Origin of the sequence: Pseudomonas mercuritolerans (genome assembly GCF_025706525.1) — a bacterium.
In the GTDB taxonomy this organism is placed as follows: Bacteria; Pseudomonadota; Gammaproteobacteria; order Pseudomonadales; family Pseudomonadaceae; genus Aquipseudomonas; species Aquipseudomonas mercuritolerans.
This window is the reverse complement of the sequence record NZ_JAMSHA010000003.1, coordinates 450515-467919: the sequence shown is the minus strand read 5'-3', so window position 1 is coordinate 467919 and position 17405 is coordinate 450515. Positions and strand designations below refer to the sequence as shown.

Sequence of the window (17405 nt, the reverse complement as noted above, 5' to 3'; positions counted from 1 at the left end):
CGCTTTGGCGGCAAATCGTCGAGGATATGCGACAGATCGTCCAGATATGCCATCCGGAGTCAGCCATGGATCGCCTTTCCACATTACTCAGTCATTTCGGTGTGAACGCCGGCACCTTCCATAGCGGCGCGTTTTGCGGCGTGAGCGTTCACAAAGGCGAACCGGTCGGCCATGTGCATGTTCTGCAAGCCGGGGCGTTGCTGCTCAAACCGGGCAACGAGCGGGAAATTCGCCTGGAAGAACCGTCGCTGATTTTCTTTCCCCGGCCTTTCACTCACCGGATGTTTGCCGACGAGGCCATGGCCAGCCAGGTGGTGTGCGCCTCGCTGAGCTTCGACGGTGGCTCAGGCAATGCCCTGGCCGCCGCGTTACCGGACTATCTGGTATTGAAACTCACCGATATCCCGGAATTGCGCAGCACCCTTGACTGGCTGTTCAACGAAGCTTTTGAAGGGCATTGCGGGCGCGTGGCGGTGATGGATCGCCTGTTTGAATTGCTGGTGATTCTGCTGCTGCGCCATCTCATCGGCAGTCGTGATCAGCAACCGGGCATGATGGCCGGGCTGGCGGATCCGCGCGTGTCTCGCGCCTTGAACCTGATCCACGAGCAGCCGCACAAGCCTTGGAGTGTCGCTGATCTCGCTGCAGCGGCGAACCAGTCCCGCGCCGGTTTTGCCGAGCAGTTTCGCCGCGTGGTCGGGCAGACGCCGGCCGATTACCTGTTGAGCTGGCGCGTCAGTCTTGCGCAGAAACGCCTGCGCGAAGGCCGCCCGATTGCATTGATTGCCGAGGAGGTTGGATACGAAAGTCCGTCGGCGCTGGCCCGGGCGTTTCGGCGCAAGACCGGGCTCAGTCCTCGGCAATGGAAAGCCGAACACTGAACATTACCTGGCGAATTTCTTCGCTCCGGCCACGCAAAGAATCACCCCCAGCGTGACGCCGAGCATGCCGACACTGACCTGCTCATGCAGCAACGTCGCCGCCAGTGCCAGACCAAAAAACGGCTGCAGCAACTGCAACTGCCCGACGGCTGCGATTCCACCTTGTGCCAGACCGCGATACCAGAACACGAAGCCGATCAGCATGCTGAACAGCGACACGTAGCCCAGGCACATCCACGCAGGCAAGCTGATGTCGGCGAACGAGGCGGGCGCCAGCCACAGGCTCAGCACTGTCATCAGCGGTAACGACAACACCAGCGCCCAGCAGATCACCTGCCAGCCGCCGAGGCTGCGCGACAGTTTCGCGCCTTCGGCGTAACCGAGGCCGCAAGCCAGGATCGCCGCGAGCATCAGCAGATCCCCGGTGGGCGAGGCACTCAAGCCTTGGGACAGGGCAAAGCCCACCACCAGCGCACTGCCCAGGATCGAGAAGATCCAGAACACCGGCCGTGGCCGCTCACCGCCACGCAACACGGCAAATATCGCCGTGGCCAGCGGCAGCAATCCTACAAACACAATCGAATGCGCTGACGTTACGTGCTGCAATGCCAACGCAGTCAGCAGCGGAAAACCCAACACCACGCCCAGCGCCACGATCAACAGCGACAGCCACTGATGGCGCGACGGTCGCTGTTGCTTGAACAACAGCAGAAGTCCGACCGCCAGTGCGCCGGCGATCGCTGCTCGCACCACGGTCAGAAACACCGGATCGAATTCCAGCACCGCCAAACGTGTGGCCGGCAGCGAACCGCTGAAGATCAGCACGCCGATCAAGCCGTTGATCCAGCCACTGGTTCTTTCCAGCGAGGGGTTGTTTGCAGTCGATGTTGTGTCCATGTCGGTGGCACTCAAGAAGTGGCTTGTGTCGCTGCGATCCTAGGGCCGAGAATCAGCACAATCAAAAAATTGTCATGGATACAGCCGACATGCCGCGTTCCCGTTACAAGACCCTGGTTGACCGCTATGCGGCAGACATTCGTGGCGGACGATTGGCGCCGGGCACGCGACTGCCAACGCATCGGCAGCTGGCGAGCCAGGAAGGACTGGCACTGGTTACCGCTTCACGGGTTTATGCCGAGCTTGAAGCGATGGGCCTGGTCAGTGGTGAAGCCGGGCGCGGCACGTTTGTCCGGGAAACGTCGCTGGCGCCGGGGCAGGGCATTGATCAGAAAGATGTCGCGGTCGGCATGATCGACCTGAATTTCAACTATCCCTCCTTGCCAGGTCAGGCTGAACTGTTGCGCACGGCGTTGCGCCAACTGGCGTTGTCCGGTGATCTGGAAGCGCTGTTGCGTTATCAACCCCACGCCGGGCGTGCCCACGAACGCGCCTCGGTGGCGCGACATTTGTCGACACGCGGCGTGGCGGTTGAAGCCGACCAAGTGCTGATCGTCAACGGCGCTCAGCAAGGTTTGGCGGTGACGCTGATGGCTCTGCTCAAACCCGGCGATGTGATTGCCGCCGATGCGCTGACCTATTCGGGATTCAAGGTGCTGGCCGACGCGCTGCATCTGGAAGTGCTGGCGATCCCGATGACGGAGCACGGCCCGGATTTGCCGGCACTGGACAGACTCTGTTGCCAGCGTGCGGTGCGCGCCGTATACAGCATGCCGACGCTGCACAATCCGCTGGGCTGGGTCATGCCACTGGAACAGCGCGAACGATTGGTGGCGATTGCCCGCCGCTATGATCTGACACTTATCGAAGATGCGGCCTACGCGTTTCTGGTCGAGAACCCGCCATGCCCGTTGATTGAACTGGCACCGGAACGGACGTTTTACGTATCGGGCCTGTCGAAAAACATCGCCACCGGATTGCGGGTCGGCTTCATTGCCGCGCCGCTGCTTCAAGTGCCCGCACTGGAGCGAATCATTCGCGCGACGACGTGGAACACCCCCGGGGTGATGACCGCCATTGCCTGTGGTTGGCTCGATGACGGCACCGTCACCGTGCTTGAAGAGCAGAAGCGCAGCGATGCCATGGCTCGACAGGCCTTGGCCGCCGAGGTGCTGAAAGGGCTGCGCTACATTGCTCATCCGGCTTCGTATTTTTTGTGGCTGCCGTTGCCGGAAGACGTGCGTGCCGATCAGATCGTGGTGGAGTTGATGCAGCAGCAGATTTCGGTCACCAGCGCTGAGCCGTTTTCGCTGTCGGCCCATACGCCCCATGCGATTCGTTTGGCTCTCGGGTCGGTGGACATGCACGTGTTGCGTCAGGCGTTGATCACCGTCAGAACGATCATCGGCGCTTATCTGTAAACTGCGCCCACGCCATGCAAAGTCAGGTTTGGACTGTTCAATGAAATTCACCACGATACTGTTTCTCGCCTTGATCTTCAGCGCCAGTGCACAGGCTGAGGGCGACCCTGAGGCCGGGGCGAAAATCTTTCCGCGTCTGTGCGGCGGTTGCCATCAGGTTGGCGAGTCGGCTCGTTCGGGGTTTGGTCCGCAGTTGAACGGCATCATTGGCCGGGCTGCCGGGACTTCGGCCAATTATGTTTATTCCGATGCGATGAAGAACTCGGGGATTATCTGGGATCGGGCGACGTTGAAGGCTTATCTGGAGGATCCGAAAGGGGTGGTGCCGGGGACGCGGATGATTTTCTGGGGGCTGAGTGATGAGGAGAAGTTGAATAATTTGTTGGCTTATCTGCAGATGTTCAGTGCTGAGCCCTAGTCGGGCGATGGTTTCCTGGCTGATTGAGTACATATCCATTGCTGCGGTAACGGCTGCTTAGGGTTCCGCCCTTACGGCGGGTCACCTTTTTCAAACGCCAAAAAGGTAACCCAAAAGGCTTGCTCCTGCGTTCGGCCCCTCGTAAGCTCGGGGTTCCTTCGCTGCGGGATCGATCCGGGCGCAGCGGCTACGGTTTGCTTCACTGCACCTCCTTCCGCTGTGTCTGGCTGCGCCAGACGGTCGCTGCGCTCCCACGCCCGGATCAATCCCTCCGCTCAGCCTTCCGACGTCGCCCGTGGATCAAGATCAAAAGCACTCGAGCTAACGCTCATTGTTGAGTGGGGCGGCTTCGCCGCGGGCAGCTGCGCTGCTTTGCTTTTCTGTGGGAGCGAGCCTGCTCGCGAAAGCGGTTCTCCAGCCGGCCCAAATTTCCGCTATTACCCCATCCCTGTGGGAGCTGGCTTGCCAGCGATGGGGTCGGTGAGCCGGCCTGTCTCTGGTTGATATACGCCGGTGTCAGTGGGCATGGAACGCCACCTGATTGCGCCCCGCAGCCTTCGCCTGATACAGCTGCTGATCGGCACGTTTGATGAGTGCCGTGTGGTTGTTGTCTGCCGGATCTGCCAGGCCGAGACCGATACTCACCGTGACGTTGCCGACGCCGGGAAACTGCGCTTCGGCGACCGCCGTGCGAATCTTTTCGGCGACGACTTCCGGAGTGTCGGGTTGTGCGACTTCCGGCAGCAGTACGGCGAACTCTTCGCCGCCGTAGCGGGCGACGAAATCGGTGCTGCGTACGCTGTTCTGGATCAAGGTCGCCAGTTGTTGCAGGACCTCATCACCGACCGCGTGGCCGTGGCTGTCATTGATACGTTTGAAGTGGTCGGCATCGATCAGCAGCAGGGCAAACGGGCGTCCGGTGCGTCGGGACAGCAGCGAATACTCAGTGATTTTTTCGTCAAAACGGCGACGGTTGTAAACGCCGGTCAGGCCGTCGTGAGTGGCCAGGCTCAGCAGCTCGGCGTTGGCCTCGGTGAGTGCGGCGGTGCGTTGCGCCACGGTGGCTTCCAGCGAGGCGTTGGCTTCTTGCAGTTCGCGCTCCTTGCCGAGCAGTGACTGCGTCATCGCGTCGATGGACTGGCCGAGCTGGGCGATTTCCAGCACCGGGTGCTGGAGCTGGAACTGTGCGCCGGCCTGGTTGTTTTGCACCTGTTTGGCCGAGCGTGCCAGTTGTTCGATCGGCCGGCTCAGGTACAGCGCCAGATAATAAGCCACCAGACCGAAAACGATGGCGGCGAATACGCCGAGGATCAGCAATTCGTATTGCAGCATCCGCGCCGGTTGCAGCGCAGTCTCCAATGGCTGGCGAATGGCGATCGACCACGACAGCGCCGTTCCCGATGGCGTCGGCACGGTGACCATGCTGGTCAGGTAACCGTTGGCCGCCGTCCAGCCAGGCAATATCGAATCGGTCATTGCCAGTTCTTGACCCATCAGCGCTTCGGGGTAGAGCACCTTGCCGTCGTGGTCGACGATCAGCGCCTGGATATCCGGCGCCGAGTTCTTGTGGGAAAACGCCGCCGACTCGACGATGCGCGTCACCCAGCTCCAGTGCGCATGTGCGCCCAGCACGCCAATCACCTGCCCTTCAGCATTGTGGACTGGCGCGGCGAAATCGATGAAGCGCAGCGGCTCGCCATTGGGCAGACCCGGCAACAACTTGGCCAGCAACACTGCTTCGTGGGGATCGCCGGTGTATTGCCGGCGCAAGCCGATCTGGAACCACGGGCGTTTCTGCACCGATTGACCGACCAGCAGATCATTGACGGCCTGGCGCACGTTGCCCTCGGCGTCGGTGACGCCCATCCACGCATATTCGGCGCGCGCCTGGGTGCGCAACTGCATCGACTTGAGGATGGCTGGATTGTCCAGATCACCACGCTCCAGATGCGGCGCGCGACTGAGCAGGTAAACCTCCAGTTGCCGTTCGCGCAGTTGTTCGCCCAATAGCGTCGCCGCCGCGCGCGCCGTGTTCAGCAACGCGTTGCCGCTGGCCTGTTTCATTTGTTCGGTGGCGATGTGACCGACATAAAAGCCGACGCTCAATAACGTCAGCAGGGACAAACCGCCGAACCACAGGGTGAGATGGCTACGCAGACTGGCTTTGAACATGGAGGCGGGTGTCTGTCTTTATTGAAGTGGCGCCATGGTATGCGACATCGCCGACGGCGGGCCAGCGAACGGGTTCAAGTAAATACAAAGAAGATTGATGCCAATGAGCTATCATTTTGTTTAGAATGCGCGCCGCCCGAGAGACGGATCCCGGGCGTTTCCCCATGGAGTTTTACTGTGAAATACCTCAGCAAAGTAGTCGCCGCCGCACTGTTCGGTGTGGTTCTGGCAGGTTGCACCGGCGCCCCGATGAAAACCGCACATTACGATAGCAACCAGTACACCGTGGTCGGCCACAGCGAAGCCTCGGCTACCGGCCTGCTGCTGTTTGGTGTTATCCCGATCCGCCAGAACAGCCGCTTCGTCCGCGCGCAAGATGCGGCCATCAAAGCCAAGGGCGGCGATGCGATGATCAACACGCAAGTTCAGGAAAACTGGTTCTGGGCCTGGGTCCTGACCGGCTACACCACCACTATCTCCGGTGATGTGGTCAAGCTGAAAACCGCGCAGTAAGCGACGGCTGAATGCAAAAAAGCCCGGCTGATCAGGCCGGGCTTTTTCATGGGTGCTGCGTACCAGCGATTGATTCATGCGACGCGACGTTCGAGCAGACGATCCGAACCACCTTCGGCAAGACGGCGTTCGATCAGTCGATCTGAACCGCCTTCAGCAACGCGGCGTTCGATCAGACGGTCAGAGCCACCTTCAGCAACACGGCGTTCGATCAGACGATCGGAACCACCTTCAGCAACGCGACGTTCGAGCAGACGATCCGAACCACCTTCGGCAACACGGCGTTCGAGCAGACGGTCCGAACCACCTTCGGCAACACGGCGTTCGAGCAGACGATCCGAACCACCTTCGGCAAGACGGCGTTCGATCAGACGATCAGAGCCACCTTCAGCCAGACGGCTTTCGATCAGCTTGTCCGAGCCGCCTTCAGCGACCAGGGTGTGAGCAGGCGTTACTGCAAAAGCGTTAACTGCGAAAACCGAGAAAGCGATGCCGAGAAGGGTTTGGCGTTTCATGATCGTGTGCTCCAGAAAGTTGTTTGTTTGTCTGGAGCCGATGTTACGCCGCGCAGTTTTTATGAGAACTTCATTGACGTGATGGTGAACATCGACGCCGATGATGTTTGCCAGGAGCGTTGATTCAGAGCGCTTTTGCCCGGATGCACAACTCGCCGCTGGCACGAATCAGCGCCAGGTCGTGCAGCAAATCGGCGGCCAGACCGTTGCGGACATCGGCCAGCCATGCTGGGCAATTCGGATCCTGGCGATAGGGCGCGAAGGCGGCGTACTGCTGCAACAAGCGCTTTTGCAGTTCATCCAGGCGCGGGCGGATCTGTTTGCCCAGATCCGGACGCGGTGTGTCCGGTGCAGCACCTGCCGCTTGCCATTGCGCGAGCAGACCGTATTGCACCAGTTTGTTCGCTTCCATCTGTGCGGCGATCAGTTGCGCGACGTCGTCCGGATCGAGTTTGTGTTCGGTGGCCAGAGTTCGGGCATTGGCGATGACCTGCGCCTCGCGCGGGCTGTCCTGAATAGGCTTGCCGCTGTCCCATTTGGTCAACGCAACCAGATCACCGATGCTCAGGCGTTCATTCAAAGTGGCCAGTAGCGGTTTCAATGAAGCAGGCGCCGCTGCGGGTTCGGCCGCCTGAGCGTAGGCGGCCGACAGAGCGAGGAGGGAGCCAAGCAGAAAATTTGCAACGTTACGCATGAACCGAGCCTCAATAGTACGTGTCGACAGAGTCGCTGATTTACCACAGCCGCAACACTGACACAAAGCGATGCACGGCATTTACACAAATGCAAAACAGACAATCAACACCGTCTGGAAATGTTGATTGCACGCTGCACGCAACTCACCGAAGCTATCGTCAATCAGGCCTGCCGCCGTCGAGATGGACCTCCATTCAATGCAAAGCGCCACCTTCGCCAAACCGCTCTGGCAAACCTATCTGCTGTTTCTCGCGCCGATGGTGCTGTCGAACTTCCTGCAATCGATGTCCGGGACGGTCAACAGCATCTACATCGGCCAGATGCTCGGCACTCAAGCGCTGGCGGCAGTGTCCGGCATGTTCCCCGTCGTATTCTTTTTCATCGCCCTGGTCATCGGCCTTGGTGCTGGCGCGGGCGTGTTGATTGGCCAGGCGTGGGGCGCGCGCGAAACGCATATGGTCAAGGCGATCGCCGGGGCGACGTTGCTGCTGGGGGTGTTGATCGGTCTGGTTGCCGCAGTGCTCGGCACATTGTTCGCGCGCCAGGCACTGACCGGGCTGGGCACGCCGATGGATGTGCTCGACGATGCGGTGGACTATGCCCACGTCATGTTGTGGATTCTGCCATCGCTACTGGTATTCGTGCTGTTCACCCAATTGCTGCGTGGTGTCAGCGATACGCTGTCGCCACTGCTCGCGCTGATCGTGTCCACCGCCGTGGGGCTGGCGCTGACGCCGGCGTTGATTCGCGGCTGGCTGGGTTTGCCGCCATTGGGCATTCAGAGCGCGGCGTATGCCGGGCTGGCGGGGAATCTGTCGGCGATGGCGTGGCTGGCCTGGCGGCTGATTCGCAAGGGCCATCCGCTGGCGCCGGATCGAGAGTTCTTTGCCGCGCTGCGACTGGACCGGGTCATTCTCGGCAAGGTCCTGCGCATCGGCCTGCCAACCGGCGTGCAGATGATCGTGCTGTCGTTATCGGAGCTGGTGATTCTGGCACTGGTCAACCAGCACGGCTCGCAAGCGACGGCGGCCTATGGCGCAGTCACCCAGATCGTCAACTATGTGCAATTCCCTGCGCTGTCGATTGCGATCACCGCGTCGATTCTCGGCGCCCAGGCCATCGGCGCCGGGCATCTGCAACGCATGGGGCCGATCCTGCGCACCGGGCTGTTGATCAATGTGTGCCTGACCGGTGGCCTGATTGTGCTGGGTTATCTGTTGTCGCACTGGTTGCTGGGCCTGTTCCTGACCGAGGACTCGACCCGGGCGATGGCCGAGCATCTGCTGCACATCATGCTCTGGAGCCTGTTGGTATTCGGCTTCCAGGCCATCATCGGCGGGATCATGCGCGCCAGCGGCACGGTACTGGTGCCGGTGGTCATCTCGATTATTTGTGTGGTCGGCGTCCAGTTGCCAGCGGCTTACTGGCTCGACGGGCAGTTCGGTTTGCAGGGTGTGTGGATGGCGTTTCCGGTTGCCTACCTGGGAATGCTGATTTTGCAGACCCTCTACTACAAGCTGGTCTGGAAGCATCAGAAGATCGAGCGGTTGGTCTGAGCACTGCGGATGAACATTTAACTGTTCTGCCGCACAAAAGCATCGTAGCGTATGCGCCCACAACAATAAGGACATTACGAGGGTTGAAGTGGGAGCTTATCGACTGCTGTTGGCCGTACTGGTTGCTATATCTCATATGGGCAAAACCTTCGCTGGGCTCAACCCTGGCGTGATCGCCGTCATTTCGTTCCTGATCATCAGCGGATTCGTGATGACCTCGCTGATCGAGCGAAACTACCCCGAGCCGAGGAAGATCGGTTTGTTCTATGTCGATAGGGCGCTAAGGCTGTATCCGCAATTTCTGGTCTACTTCGTCGCCTCGTGTTTGGTTGTTTATCTCCTGTTGCCCGGTACACCCCAAGCGGCCGAGCTGACATTGAAAACCTTGTCCACCAGCCTGCTGATGTTACCGCTCGGTTATTACATGTTCGGCGTCGGCGGGACCGAGATCCTGCCACCGGGCTGGTCGCTGGGGCTGGAAATGAGTTTTTATCTACTGATCCCGTTTCTGCTGATTTTCAAAGCGCAGGGTGTTGCCTTTGCGGTATCGGTCGGGATTTTTCTGCTGGCGTGCCTTGGCTTTATCAATACCGATATCTATGGATATCGTTTGCTGCCGGGAGTGTTGTTCATCTTCCTGTGCGGCTGCTATCTGTACCAACGCAATCTCAGAGCAATGGTCGTTGTCACCGGCACAGCCGTTGCGGCGGGACTGCTGTTTGTGGCGATCATGCTCGGATGGATCGAGCGTCGTCCCTTCAATGCCGAAGTCACTCTCGGTATCGCCGTGGGCATTCCTTTGGTCTACCTGTTGACCAGACTCAAGTTCCATCGGATGGACGAGTTCCTGGGCAACATCAGTTATGGCGTGTTTCTCAACCACTTTGTGGTGATGTATCTATTGCGAGGTTTTTGGCCCGTCGCGTATGACGCCAACGTTGTCGGAGCAGTGCTGGCGTTGTCATTTGCCTGCAGTGGTGTGACGTATTACTGCGTCGAGCGCCCAGCGCTGAAATTGCGTCACCATTTGCGCAGGGGGACCAAGCAGCGTTCGGTTCAATCGCGCAGCGCCGAGATGATTGAATCCCCTGTGCGTGAGCGTGAACTGGCATAACGCTCTGCTGTTTGCTTAAGTCAACCAAGGCCCTCGACGACACACGCCGCCCGGAGAATTCCATGACGTTGCGATTGCTGCTGGTTGCCGCGTTTACATCGTGCGTCATGGCCGGTGCGCAGGCGGCTGAATATAACCGGGTCAACACCAGCGCCAGCCAGATCAGCTTCACCTACCAGCAGATGGGCTCGCGAATGTATGGCACTTTCGGCAAGTTCGAGGCGGCTCTGGATTTAGATACCGAAAACCTTGCCAGCGCCCGCACCACCTTGCATATCGACCTGAGCAGCATTGACGCCGGCAGCGAAGACGCCAATACCGAGCTGGTGAAACCCGCTTGGTTCGATACTGAAAAATTCCCGCTCGCGGTATTCGAGTCCCGGCGTTTCACCCAGGTGGCCGAGCATCGTTACCAGGTCGCCGGTCAGCTCACGCTCAAGGGCATCACTCGCGAGGTCGAGGTGCCGGTGGAATTGAAACCGGACAACGCCATCGGCATCTTCGACGGTGAGCTGGTGCTCAACCGTGAGGAGTTCGGCCTCGGCGCAGGAGAGTGGGCTGACAGCGTGGTGTCGAGGGACATCAACATCAAATTCAGGGTGGTGGCGCCACAACAGTGACGGTTCAATAGATCCGGCACGGTATGATGTCGCGGTTCGTCGACGGCTCTGATCATCGGCAACGTTTTTTATCGCCGGAGTTTGCCCATGCCACGCATCACCCACTACACCTCCCCATGCCCGGAAAGCGTCAACAGCCAGATCCTGCAAATGGTCGTCGATTACCTGACCGACATCAGTGCGGTCGGCCTCGGCCCGAGCAATCTGCTGTACAACGTTTATCAGTACGCGGTCGGTTATGAGGTGCATCTGTATCTCGAGGCGTTGAACGGGCAGAAGGGCACCGAGGTGGAATTGCTGGTGGCCACAAACGAAGAAGACCCGGAGCAAGTCATCGGATTTCTCATCTGTCTACCGGTGCAGGGCGATTGGGAGGCGTGCAGCGTCGCGTACATGGCGGTGCGTGAAGGTCATCGGCGTCAGGGTGTGGCGCGGGCGATGCTCGCGGACATGGTCGGGCGCTACCCGCATGCGGAACTGGCCTGCAGCATTGGCAAGGTACCGTATTTCGAGGCACTGGGTTTTGAAGTGATCGGCCAGCGCGAAACCCAGGTGCTGATGAGTACGCGGCATTACCGCAGCAACGGCCTGCGCGGGTTCATCGACACCACGCCGATCTATCGCTCGCTGGAAGTGCAGCAGATTCACACCTATCTGCTGCAGAAGAACGGCAAGCGCGCGATGCTCGATGCGGAAAAACAACGCGACCGCCATCTGGACCAGGCCAGCCGCCACGTAGAAGAATTTGTCCGTCAGCGCCTGACCCTGCACTGATCGTCGGCCAATCAAAAGCCCTTGCTGCGTATCCCGCGGCAAGGGCTTTTTTGTACCTGCTAACCGAGCTTGACGTTCATGGTGATACGCGCGGTGAAGACTTTTTTACCCTCGGTATCGTGAATGTCGACGTTGACTACCTTGTCGCCATCGCTTTGCCAATCCACACCTTCAGCGCTGGCCACAGCGGTGACGTCGGTTTTCGCCTTGGCCAGATATTCCACGGCCATGCCTTTGGGAATCCAGCGCGCGCCGGCCGGGATCGACACGTCGGTCATCATTCCGCCGGCCAGTTCTGCCGCGTTGCACATGGCGATCGCGTGCACCGTGCCGAGGTGGTTGGTGATTTCCTTGCGAAACGGCACGTGCACGGTGGCGGCATTCGGGCGCAACTCGGAAATCAGCGGATTGATGCTGCTGAAGTACGGGGCGAACTGGCAGGCCATTTTGCTGAATGCATCCGGGCCGACGCTGTTGAACATGCTGAGAGATTGACTCATGGGAAGCCTCGCTGGGTAGTTTGCAGAATGATGTTCCGTTACAGAATAATGTTCTGTAACGGAACGGTATTCTGTTCACGGCAAATCTGTCAACCTAGGCGCGATTTGTTCACGGGCACGTGACGCCCTTTATCAACCACCGTTTTTGGACCCGAGCAGCATGGACACCGCCGATCTATTGGAACGCAGCTACCCCGGCCGCCGCGCCGAACTCAAACGCGATATCTTTCACAAGGCCCTGAGCCTGTTCAACGAACAGGGGATCGAGGCCACCACCATCGAAATGATCCGCGCCGAATGCGACACCAGCGTCGGCGCGATCTATCACCATTTCGGCAACAAGGAAGGGCTGGTCGCGGCGCTGTTTTTCACCGCGCTGGAGGATCAGGCGCGTTTGCGTGATGCGTATCTGGACGCGGCCGATACCACTCAAAAAGGCGTGCAGGCGCTGGTCTTCAGCTATGTCGACTGGGTCGAGCAACAACCGCAGTGGGCGCGTTTCCAGTACCACGCGCGGTTCGCCGTGACCAAAGGCCCGTTCAAGGACGAGCTGGCCGAGCGCAACAAGACGCGCAACCTGCGTCTGCGCCAATGGCTGACGCAATCGGGTCGCGCCGCCGAACTTCAGGATTTGCCTGCCGAGCTGCTGCCATCGCTGATCATTGGCCAAGCGGACAGCTACTGCCGAGCCTGGCTGGCAGGGCGAGTGAAAGGCAGCCCGAGTGCCTATCGCGAAGTGCTCGCGCAAGCGGCATGGCGTTCGATTCGCGCCGAAGGTCTCGCCGAGAACTGAAATACGCAGACAAAAAAAGAGCCTCAAAGCTCTTGATGGGGAGGAAGTAGAGCCCGTGAGGCTCAAGAGGCGTGTGAAGCAAGGCGTGGGCTTGATTGGGGTTCAGAACACCCACGCCTACGCAGCGCCGGATCAATCCAGTCACCGCGTAGCTTCATCCTAGGAGCGTGCAACGGACGACTCAAGTACCGCCAGTCGTCCTTGCACAATGCCGGTTCACGCCGGGCGCGACCCTGGCCAACCCGATTTTGCCAGTGCCGCCAAAAGCGTTTGCGCATCCAGGCCCGGCACCGAATGGCCGTTGCCCTCGCTGCTGTCGCTGGCGAGCAGGGCATTGATGATCGCTTCTTCAACGGCTTCGGTCGCGGCCAGGAACAGCTCGCTGATGTGGTCGTTGTTGACCATGCGCAAACCGTCGCAGGTGGCTGCGCGTTTAGCCTCGTAAGCCGCAGGCGGGACGTGATCATTGCCAGTGGCGAAGGCAATGAAGATGTCGCCGCTGTGGTCTTCGTTACCGCCGCCGGTACGCGCCAGGCCCAGGCTGGCACGTTGTGCCAGACGCGTGCATTGATGGGGCAGCAGCGGCGCATCAGTCGCCAGGCAGACGACGATCGAGCCCATGCCCGGGTGCGGCAGCGCTGCCCGCAGGAACGGTGAATCCTTCTGTTCCATATAGCGCCCGACCGGGTAACCATCGACGCGTAATTCACTGCGAATGCCGTGGTTGGCCTGCACGATCGCGCCAACGGTCCAGCCTCCCTGGGCAGCACTCAAACGGCGCGATGCGGTGCCGATGCCACCTTTGAATTCGTGGCAGATCATGCCGCTGCCACCACCCACCGCACCTTCGCGCACCGGGCCGTCCACGGCGCCGTTCAGTGCCTCGGCGACATGCTCGGGCTTGACGTGAAAGCCGTTGATGTCATTGAGAAGTCCATCGAAGGTCTCCAGCACCACCGGCATATTCCAGTAAAGCCGCCCGTCATCCGGCTGCTGCTCTCGGTCCAGCACAATCAGCGCATCCCGCACCACACCGAGGCTGTGGGTGTTGGTAAAGGCAATCGGACTGGTCAGCAGACCGGCCTCGCGAATCCATTCCAGGCCGGTCGCATCACCGTTGCCATTGAGTACATGCACGCCGGCAAAGCACGGTTGCTGGCTGGTCGAGCCGGGGCGCGGCTCGATCAGCGTGACGCCGGTGCAGATGTCACGGCCGCTGCTGCTGCGACCACGTACATTGCTGTGACCGACGCGCACACCCGGCACATCGGTAATGGCGTTGAGCGGGCCGGGTTGCATCTGGCCAATGAGGATATCGATATCACGGGCACGCGGATTCATAAGATTCAGTCTCTTCATTCAAAAAGGTCGGGCGGCTTACCGCTCGGATGAGGCAGGCAGATTTCTTGCGCGGGTTACTGGCCGTTCTTGACCTTGCTCCACACCCGCGTACGCACGCGTTCGACGGCTTTGGGCAAGGGTTCGAGGGTGTAGAGGGTGGCCATGGCGGCAGGGGACGGGTAGACCGCCGGGTTGTCGCGAGTTGCTTGTGCCACCAGCGCTGTCGCGGCGCGATTGCCGTTCGGGTACGACAGGTGATCACTGACCGGCGCGATCACCTCCGGTCGCAGCAGGTAATCGATAAACGCCAGGCCTTGTGCGCGATTGGGGGCGTCCTTGAGCAGCACCAAGGTATCGAACCAGACTGGCGCGCCTTCCTTTGGCAGGCTGTAGGCGATTTTCACGCCGTTGTTGGCCTGCTCGGCGTTGGTCTTGGCTTCGAGCATCGCCCCGGACCAGCCAACCGCCACGCAAATGTTGCCGTTGGACAGATCGCTGATGAATTTCGAGGAGTTGAAGTAGGCGATGTGCGGACGCAGCTTGAGCAGCAGTGCTTCGGCTTTTTTGTAGTCTTCGGGGTTGGTGCTGTTCGGCGGCAAGCCCAGGTAATGCAGGGCGACCGGCAGCATTTCCGACGGCGAATCGAGCATCGCCACGCCGCACTCGGCCAGTTTGGCCAGATTGGCTTCGTTGAACAGCAACTCCCAGGAATCCACCGGCGCTTTGTCACCCAGCGCGGCGCGAACTTTGTCGACGTTGTAGCCGATGCCGTTGGTGCCCCACAGGTAAGGCACGGCGTATTGATTGCCCGGATCGTTGACCGCGAGTTTCTTCAACAGATCGGGGTCGAGATTCTGCCAGCCTGGCAGTTGATCGCGAGGCAATGGGGCGAGGGCGCCGGCCTTGATCAGGGTCGGCAGGCTGAAGTTGCTCGCCACGACAACGTCGTAGCCGCTGCGGCTGGTCATCAGTTTGCCTTCGAGCACTTCGGCGCTGTCGAAGGTGTCGTACACCGGCCGGATGCCGCTGTCGCGCTGGAAGTCGTGCAGCGTGTTCGGCCCGATGTAGTCGTACCAGTTGTAGACATGCACGCTCGGCACGTCGGCTGCCATGGCGGCCGAGGAGAGACAAAAACAGGCCAGCAGGCCCGGGTTGATAGATCCACGGTGACGACGCATGATGCGGCACTCCTGGCCTGTCGCAGGCCGGTGATGAACTGGAGTGGTCAGGCTAACGGGCCGGTCACACCAGCCCCATTCCCATCATGGGTTACTCGAAAGGGGTAGAGCGTGGACGCGTTGTTGCAGGAATTGCCGGTGCATCAGAGTCTGGCACGGGTATTTTCCCACCTCGGGCAGGACGGTTTCTGGCGCGCGCTGGTCGACACCCTGCGCCTGCTGGTGCCGCTGGACAATGCCCTCGTCGCGCTGATGCAGGCCGGCCAGCCGCCGCATTTGTTGATCGACTTCGACAGCAAGGGCTATGCCGACGATCAGCAAGAGCTGGCCGGCTATACCGCCGGCATGTACCTGCTAGATCCGTTCTATCAAGCCGCCGTCAGCGGGATCAGCGACGGCCTGCACAGCCTGGCGTCCGTTGCGCCGGACCAGTTTCTGCACAGCGAGTACTACCAGAGCTACTTTCGTGCCGTGGTGGGCGAGGATGAACTGCAGTTTCTGATCAACGTCGAAGGCGCGGTACTCGGCTTGTCCCTGGGCCGCTCGACCGCGTTTGGCATGGCCGAGCAGGGCCGACTGTTGTGCGTTCGTGACTGGGTATTGGCGGCGATGCATCGCCACATGCAGTTGCTGCCGCCGCAAGGGCTGGTGGCTGAAGCGGTGGTGGGTGATCTGGCGACGCTGCTGGACCGTTTCGATGCCCGGCTGACCGCGCGCGAGATCGACACGGCGCGCCTGATCCTGCAGGGCTTTTCCAGCAAGGCGATGGCCCAGCAGATGGGGATTTCGCCGGAGACCGTGAAGGTGCATCGGCGCAATCTCTATCACAAGCTCAACGTCACCGGGCACGGTGAGTTGTTTGCACTGGTGCTGCGGCCGACGGCTTTTTGATCAACGCAGAACTTGTGTGGGAGCGAGCCTGCTCGCGATAGCAGTCTGTCAGAAATAAATTTGGTGACTGACACAGCGCTATCGCGAGCAGGCTCGCTCCCACAGAGGGGGTTCTGGTGTTTCAGCTGATGCGCTGGAAGACCAGGGCTTTCAGGCCGCTCTCTGGATCGATATCGGGAAACTCTGGCGGGTTGTCCAGTCGATGATCGAAGCGCAGGCTTGGCGCTTCCTGGGTCACGCCATCAATGAGAAAGTCGGAGCCGAACGACGGGTCGTTCATGCACGCCAGCACCGTGCCTTGCGCGGTTAGCAGTTCCGGCAAGCGGCGCAACACTCGTTGATAGTCCTTGGTCAGCAAAAAGCTGCCTTTCTGAAACGATGGCGGGTCGATGATCACCAGATCGTACGGGCCGCTGTTGATCACCTTGCCCCAGGACTTGAACAGGTCGTGGCCGAGAAAGCTGACCTTGCTCAGGTCGTGGCCGTTCAGGCGGTGATTGTCGCGACCTCGGCTCAGCGCGGCGCGGGACATATCGAGGTTGACCACATGCCTGGCGTCACCCTCGATTGCCGCTACGGAAAAGCCGCAGGTGTAAGCGAACAGGTTCAACACCCGCTTGCCCGCCGCCTGTTCGCGCACCCAGTTGCGGCCGTAGCGCATGTCGAGAAACAGCCCGGTGTTCTGCTTGCGTCCCAGGTCGACGCGGTACTGCAAGCCACCCTCGACAATGGTCATTTCTTCGATTTCCTCCCCGATCAGCCATTCGGCCGTGCTCTGCGGCAGATAACGATGCTGGATCAGCAAAGTGTGCGCGCCGGACTGCTGCCATTCGGCCGATGCGGCGAGTTGCAGCAGTAAATCCCGCAGATCCTGCAGCTGCTCAGGCGCCGGTTCCTTGAACAGCGACACCAGCACCACGCCCTGCAACCAGTCCACGGTCAACTGCTCCAGCCCCGGCCAGCAGCGTCCGCGCCCGTGAAACAACCGACGGGTTTCGCTGGGTGCCGCCGCCAGTGCGGGCAGCAAATGAGCGTGGAGGGTGGCGAGGGCTTGAGGGTTCATGGATTACGGTTCGGCCGTTCAAAGGGCCGGCATTTTAACCACAAATGAAGGTTTTCGACGGG

General features: G+C 60.2%; 18 protein-coding genes. 10 read left to right on the top strand and 8 right to left on the bottom strand.

The window, feature by feature from the left end:
• The first annotated feature begins 65 nt into the window (after positions 1 to 65).
• Positions 66 to 881: an AraC family transcriptional regulator gene (locus tag ND528_RS10630; protein ID WP_263470288.1), complete on the top strand. Its 816-nt coding sequence runs from the start codon at positions 66 to 68 to the stop codon at positions 879 to 881.
• Between the two features lie 3 nt (positions 882 to 884).
• Here the strand turns inward: ND528_RS10630 and ND528_RS10625 are convergent, their stop codons facing one another.
• Positions 885 to 1778: a DMT family transporter gene (locus ND528_RS10625; protein ID WP_263470287.1), complete on the bottom strand. Its 894-nt coding sequence runs from the start codon at positions 1776 to 1778 to the stop codon at positions 885 to 887.
• An 89-nt stretch (positions 1779 to 1867) separates the two neighbouring features.
• Here ND528_RS10625 and ND528_RS10620 point away from each other — a divergent pair, with 89 nt between their 5' ends.
• Together ND528_RS10620 and ND528_RS10615 are read left to right on the top strand one after the other, a co-directional pair.
• Positions 1868 to 3199, top strand: a complete 1332-nt coding sequence (locus ND528_RS10620; RefSeq protein WP_263470286.1) for an aminotransferase-like domain-containing protein — start codon at positions 1868 to 1870, stop codon at positions 3197 to 3199.
• A 40-nt stretch (positions 3200 to 3239) separates the two neighbouring features.
• Entirely contained in the window at positions 3240 to 3617 is a 378-nt protein-coding gene (locus ND528_RS10615) for a c-type cytochrome (RefSeq protein WP_263470285.1), read from the top strand.
• A gap of 516 nt (positions 3618 to 4133) precedes the next feature.
• Here ND528_RS10615 and ND528_RS10610 read toward each other — a convergent pair.
• Positions 4134 to 5789 carry a sensor domain-containing diguanylate cyclase gene (locus ND528_RS10610; protein WP_137214811.1) on the bottom strand — a complete coding sequence of 552 codons (1656 nt, stop codon included), beginning with the start codon at positions 5787 to 5789 and terminating at the stop codon, positions 4134 to 4136.
• 177 nt (positions 5790 to 5966) lie between these two features.
• On the opposite strand from ND528_RS10610, the gene ND528_RS10605 reads away from it, so the two are divergent.
• Positions 5967 to 6302, top strand: a complete 336-nt coding sequence (locus ND528_RS10605; protein ID WP_101162605.1) for a hypothetical protein — start codon at positions 5967 to 5969, stop codon at positions 6300 to 6302.
• Positions 6303 to 6376: 74 nt separating this feature from the next.
• Here the strand turns inward: ND528_RS10605 and ND528_RS10600 are convergent, their stop codons facing one another.
• Both ND528_RS10600 and ND528_RS10595 read right to left on the bottom strand, forming a co-directional pair.
• On the bottom strand, positions 6377 to 6817 hold the full coding sequence (locus ND528_RS10600) for a phage infection protein (RefSeq protein WP_263470284.1): 441 nt from the start codon (positions 6815 to 6817) through the stop codon (positions 6377 to 6379).
• A 124-nt stretch (positions 6818 to 6941) separates the two neighbouring features.
• Entirely contained in the window at positions 6942 to 7511 is a 570-nt protein-coding gene (locus ND528_RS10595) for a chorismate mutase (RefSeq protein ID WP_130912851.1), read from the bottom strand.
• Positions 7512 to 7710: 199 nt separating this feature from the next.
• On the opposite strand from ND528_RS10595, the gene ND528_RS10590 reads away from it, so the two are divergent.
• The 4 genes from ND528_RS10590 to ND528_RS10575 all read left to right on the top strand — a co-directional run bounded on the left by ND528_RS10590 (position 7711) and on the right by ND528_RS10575 (position 11577).
• Complete coding sequence (locus ND528_RS10590) at positions 7711 to 9069, top strand: MATE family efflux transporter (RefSeq protein ID WP_212616644.1); 1359 nt, start codon at positions 7711 to 7713, stop codon at positions 9067 to 9069.
• An 88-nt stretch (positions 9070 to 9157) separates the two neighbouring features.
• Complete coding sequence (locus tag ND528_RS10585; RefSeq protein WP_263470283.1) at positions 9158 to 10183, top strand: acyltransferase family protein; 1026 nt, start codon at positions 9158 to 9160, stop codon at positions 10181 to 10183.
• Positions 10184 to 10245: 62 nt separating this feature from the next.
• Positions 10246 to 10803 carry a YceI family protein gene (locus tag ND528_RS10580; protein WP_212616642.1) on the top strand — a complete coding sequence of 186 codons (558 nt, stop codon included), beginning with the start codon at positions 10246 to 10248 and terminating at the stop codon, positions 10801 to 10803.
• An 87-nt stretch (positions 10804 to 10890) separates the two neighbouring features.
• Positions 10891 to 11577, top strand: coding sequence for a GNAT family N-acetyltransferase (locus tag ND528_RS10575; protein ID WP_130912540.1), 687 nt, complete (start codon positions 10891 to 10893; stop codon positions 11575 to 11577).
• Between the two features lie 59 nt (positions 11578 to 11636).
• On the opposite strand, the gene ND528_RS10570 is transcribed toward ND528_RS10575, so the two are convergent.
• Positions 11637 to 12077, bottom strand: a complete 441-nt coding sequence (locus tag ND528_RS10570; RefSeq protein ID WP_130912541.1) for a hotdog fold domain-containing protein — start codon at positions 12075 to 12077, stop codon at positions 11637 to 11639.
• A gap of 160 nt (positions 12078 to 12237) precedes the next feature.
• Here ND528_RS10570 and ND528_RS10565 point away from each other — a divergent pair, with 160 nt between their 5' ends.
• Positions 12238 to 12870 (top strand): TetR/AcrR family transcriptional regulator, encoded by a 633-nt coding sequence (locus ND528_RS10565; protein ID WP_130912542.1) that lies wholly within the window; start codon positions 12238 to 12240, stop codon positions 12868 to 12870.
• 216 nt (positions 12871 to 13086) lie between these two features.
• Here ND528_RS10565 and ND528_RS10560 read toward each other — a convergent pair whose 3' ends face one another.
• The gene (locus ND528_RS10560) at positions 13087 to 14211 is read right to left on the bottom strand and encodes a DmpA family aminopeptidase (RefSeq protein WP_263470282.1); all 1125 of its coding nucleotides are present in this window, start codon (positions 14209 to 14211) and stop codon (positions 13087 to 13089) included.
• Positions 14212 to 14285: 74 nt separating this feature from the next.
• Complete coding sequence (locus ND528_RS10555; RefSeq protein WP_263470281.1) at positions 14286 to 15389, bottom strand: polyamine ABC transporter substrate-binding protein; 1104 nt, start codon at positions 15387 to 15389, stop codon at positions 14286 to 14288.
• 111 nt (positions 15390 to 15500) lie between these two features.
• On the opposite strand from ND528_RS10555, the gene ND528_RS10550 reads away from it, so the two are divergent.
• Positions 15501 to 16280, top strand: a complete 780-nt coding sequence (locus ND528_RS10550) for a helix-turn-helix transcriptional regulator (RefSeq protein ID WP_130911514.1) — start codon at positions 15501 to 15503, stop codon at positions 16278 to 16280.
• Positions 16281 to 16401: 121 nt separating this feature from the next.
• Here the strand turns inward: ND528_RS10550 and ND528_RS10545 are convergent, their stop codons facing one another.
• Positions 16402 to 17343: a class I SAM-dependent methyltransferase gene (locus ND528_RS10545; protein WP_263470280.1), complete on the bottom strand. Its 942-nt coding sequence runs from the start codon at positions 17341 to 17343 to the stop codon at positions 16402 to 16404.
• Positions 17344 to 17405: the final 62 nt, after the last annotated feature.